4 protein-coding genes and 2 pseudogenes are annotated in these 3,573 nt (G+C 62.6%); 5 read left to right on the top strand and 1 reads right to left on the bottom strand.

Annotated features, from left to right (window positions below; translation table 11 throughout):
• Window positions 1–284 (bottom strand): LysR family transcriptional regulator (locus tag NKJ40_RS31545; protein ID WP_352469355.1); only part of this gene is annotated, 284 nt, incomplete at its 3' end.
• A 122-nt stretch (window positions 285–406) separates the two neighbouring features.
• On the opposite strand from NKJ40_RS31545, the gene NKJ40_RS31550 reads away from it, so the two are divergent.
• The 5 genes and pseudogenes from NKJ40_RS31550 to NKJ40_RS31570 all read left to right on the top strand — a co-directional run.
• Window positions 407–874, top strand: a complete 468-nt coding sequence (locus NKJ40_RS31550) for an ATP-binding cassette domain-containing protein (RefSeq protein WP_352469356.1) — start codon at window positions 407–409, stop codon at window positions 872–874.
• A gap of 86 nt (window positions 875–960) precedes the next feature.
• Window positions 961–1,651: pseudogene (locus NKJ40_RS31555) on the top strand (amidohydrolase family protein); the annotation flags it as partial.
• A 35-nt stretch (window positions 1,652–1,686) separates the two neighbouring features.
• Entirely contained in the window at window positions 1,687–2,439 is a 753-nt protein-coding gene (locus tag NKJ40_RS31560; protein WP_352469357.1) for an SDR family NAD(P)-dependent oxidoreductase, read from the top strand.
• Between the two features lie 19 nt (window positions 2,440–2,458).
• Window positions 2,459–3,298 carry a transketolase gene (locus NKJ40_RS31565; protein WP_352469358.1) on the top strand — a complete coding sequence of 280 codons (840 nt, stop codon included), beginning with the start codon at window positions 2,459–2,461 and terminating at the stop codon, window positions 3,296–3,298.
• Window positions 3,295–3,573 (top strand): annotated as a pseudogene (locus NKJ40_RS31570) (transketolase family protein); the annotation flags it as partial. The gene NKJ40_RS31565 and the pseudogene NKJ40_RS31570, both read left to right, overlap by 4 nt.

Here is a 3,573-nt window from a genome sequence, read left to right on the forward strand (position 1 = left end):
CCGAAGGAAGGACTGACGCGCAGGCTAAGCTGGAAGCTTTCGCGCTGCCGCACAATGGCATTACGCACCTCGCGTATGGATTCGAAAGCCTGGGTCGTGGTCTGGAAGAGCCGCTCACCGTCGATCGTGAGCGAGAGATGGCGCTTTTCGCGCTGAAAAAGCCGCACCCCGAGTTGGTGTTCGAGCAGCCGCAGCTGCTGGCTAACCGCCGAAGGTGTCACCTGCAATTCCTGAGCGGCCTTTGCCACGCCGCCGAGCCGCGCGACTGCCTCGAAATGCGTCATCGAATTGAACTTGATGTCTGACCTCGTCCTCGTCAGTTAAGCTCAGCTACACAGAATGTTAAGAAACGAAAATTGAGCCGAATGTCAATCGGTCGCACAGTGGTCCCGGAAGGAGATACAGGATGGAGCCGAGTTCAACCCAAAGCTTGGGTAGCGCCGGCAACGTGCCGGGAGTTGGACAGGTATTGACCAGGAAGCCCCTGATCGAAGCTGCCAATATCGAGAAGAGTTATGACGCAACCCGTGTCCTGCGGGGTGTGAGTTTTCAGGTTCGGGCCGACGAAATCCACGCGCTCCTGGGCGGCAACGGCGCCGGCAAAAGCACTCTCATCCGCATCGTCACAGGGCTGACCTCACGCGAAGCCGCCGAGATTGGCTTCGCCTCGTCGAAGGCCGACCACAACAGCCCGATCATCGCGGTGGTGCATCAGGAGCTGGCGCTGTTGCCCGAGCTGTCCGGTCGCGGAAAACATCGGCATTGTGCATGCGAGGTCGGGCTGGTCGCAGATCAGCCGTCGCCGCACGCGCGAAACTGCGCTCGGAGCGCTCCAGCTGATCGACCCAGCGATCGGCGAAGCGATCATCGATAATGCCGGCACGCAAATTGTCCCTCCACGAAGGCCAGATCGTCCAGATCGCTCGTGCCCTTTCCACCGGAGCCGAAGTGCTGCTTCTCGATCCCGGCGATCCGGTTGGGGAAACGCGCTGGCTGCAGGAGATCGCCAACAAGCGAGGCTTTCCGCATGGCATCGTCGGCTATGCCGACCTGTCCCAACCCGACGTCGGCGACCTCCTCGACCGCCACATGGAATATCCGAACTTCCGCGGCATGCGGCAGACCGATGAATTATCATCCCGACCCCGCCAAGACCTATCTGGCGCGGCCGGAGGTCAGTCGTACGCCCGAATGGCGGCGCGGCTTCCGGGAGCTGGCGAAGCGCGGGCTGAGCTTCGACCCGCAGCTCTACTATCCGCAGATGAGCGAGTTCCTCGAACTGGCGCGCGACTTTCCCGACGTGCAGATCATTCTCAATCACACCGGCATGCAGGTCGACGGCGCCGAGCATTTTGGCGCCTGGAAAAAAGGCATGCACCAGTTAGCGCAAGCGCCGAACGTCGCCTGGATCTCGGGCCTCGGCATGGGCGACTGGACTTGGACCACGTTCTCGATCCGTCCTTATGTCGAGGAGGCGATCGCAGCCTTCGGCGTCGGCCGCTCGATGTTCGCGACGAACTTCCCCGTCGACAAGCTGTTCTCGAGCTTCGACGCCATTTTGAACGCCTTCAAGGAAATTACGATCGCCCACCCGCACGAGGAGCGGCTCGCGCTGTTCCATGACAACGCCGCCCGGTTCTACCGACTTTAGATCGCCGGCAAACAGAAATAGCAGGAGAGTTCGACTTGTTGCTGAAGGGCAAGGCCGTGGTGATTTCGGGGGCCGCGGGCCCCCGGGGAATTGGCCGCTCCACGGCAGCGCTGATGGTACAGCACGGGGCTCGCGTTGCAATACTCGACCTCGATGACGGGCAAGCGCGTGACGCCGCTGCGTCGCTTGGACCCGACCATTTCGGCCTTGCGTGCAACGTCGCGGACCTCGACGCCTGCAAGAGGGCGGCGGCGCAAGTGACAGAAACCTTGGGCAGGATCGATGTGCTCTGCAATAATGCGGGCGTCACGCAGCCGGTCAAGACGCTGGAGATCAGCGCGGCTGACTGGGACCGCATCCTCGATGTCAACCTACGCGGCGTGCTCCATCTCAGCCAGGCATTCATCCCGAACATGCGCGAAAATGGCGGCGGCTCGATCATCTGCATGTCGTCAGTTTCGGCCCAGCGCGGCGGCGGCATCTTCGGTGGCCCGCACTATTCGGCTGCCAAGGCGGGTGTTCTGGGGCTTGCCAAGGCCATGGCGCGCGAATTCGGTCCCGAAGGCATCCGCGTCAACTGCATCACACCGGGCCTGATCCAGACCGACATCACCGGCGGCAAACTGACCAACGCCATGCGCGCCGACATCATCAAGGGAATCCCGCTCAGCCGGCTGGGCGAGGCGCGCGACGTAGCCGGCGCCTATCTCTTCCTGGCTTCCGATCTGGCCAGCTACATCACCGGCGCCGTGATCGATGTCAACGGTGGGATGCTAATCCATGGCTGAGTGGACAACGGAGCTTGAGATGCCTCGCGCTGGCAGCAATGTCAGCCTGGCCGAACGAGCCTATCGTATCCGCCGACACGCCGTGCGGATGGGTCAAGTCCAGGGCCAAGGTTATGTCGGACAGGCGCTGGGTGTCGCCGACGTGCTTGCCGTCGCCTATTTCCATGCGCTTCGTTACCGGCCGGAGGACACGTTGTGGGAGGGACGCGACCGCTTCCTGCTGTCGATCGGACACTATGCGATCGCGCTCTACGCGGCTCTGATCGAAGCGGGCGTGCTGCCGGAGGAAGAGCTCGAAACCTATGGCAGCGATGAAAGCCGTATGCCGATGTCCGGCATGGCGCCATACACGCCCGGCATGGAGATCACCGGCGGCTCGCTCGGTCACGGCCTTGGCATTGCCGTTGGCATGTGCATGGGGCTGACGCGCAAGCGAAGCGACAGTTTCGCCTACAATCTTTTGTCCGACGGCGAGCTCGGTGAGGGCTCGACCTGGGAAGCCGCGATGTCGGCCGCCCACCACAAGCTCGACAATCTCATTGCCATTGTCGACTTCAACAATCAGCAGGCCGATGGTCCGTCGACGGCCATGCTCTCCTCCGAACCGGTGACCGACAAGTTCGAGGCGTTCGGCTGGCATGCGCAGCGCGTCGACGGCAACGACATCGAGGCGGTCCGCAAGGCCTTCGACATGGCGCGCGGCCTGAAGGAACCTCGTCCGCGTGTGATCGTTTGCGATACGCGCATGGCCAAGGGTGTGCCATTCCTGGAAACCCGCGACATCACGCATTTCATCCGCGTCGAACCGCACGAATGGACGTTAGCGCTCGAAGCTTTGGAAAAGGGACGTCCGCGTTGAGGTTGTCAAAGTTCGCGCCGCGCCACGCCGCCAATGCCGGTGAGCGCAAGACCACATCGGCGATGATCGCGTCGATCGCGCCCGATGGCGTACCGACACGCAATGCGCCGTTCGGGCACACACTGGCCAGACTGGCGCACCAGCGGCCCGGGATAGTTGGCCTGACGGCGGACCTCGCGAAATACACCGATCTCCATGTCTTCGCACAGGAGCATCCGGACCGCTTCTATCAGATGGGCATGGCGGAGCAGGTGCTGATGAGCGCCGCCGCCGGC

The sequence above is a fragment of the Mesorhizobium sp. M0119 genome (assembly GCF_040322615.1).
GTDB lineage: Bacteria > Pseudomonadota > Alphaproteobacteria > Rhizobiales > Rhizobiaceae > Mesorhizobium.

What these genes read in the sequence shown, in the direction of transcription:
- NKJ40_RS31565 (WP_352469358.1), top strand. Translation starts at nt 2,459, where the DNA reads ATGCCTCGCGCTGGCAGCAATGTCAGCCTGGCCGAACGAGCCTATCGT.
- NKJ40_RS31550 (WP_352469356.1), top strand. Translation starts at nt 407, where the DNA reads ATGGAGCCGAGTTCAACCCAAAGCTTGGGTAGCGCCGGCAACGTGCCG.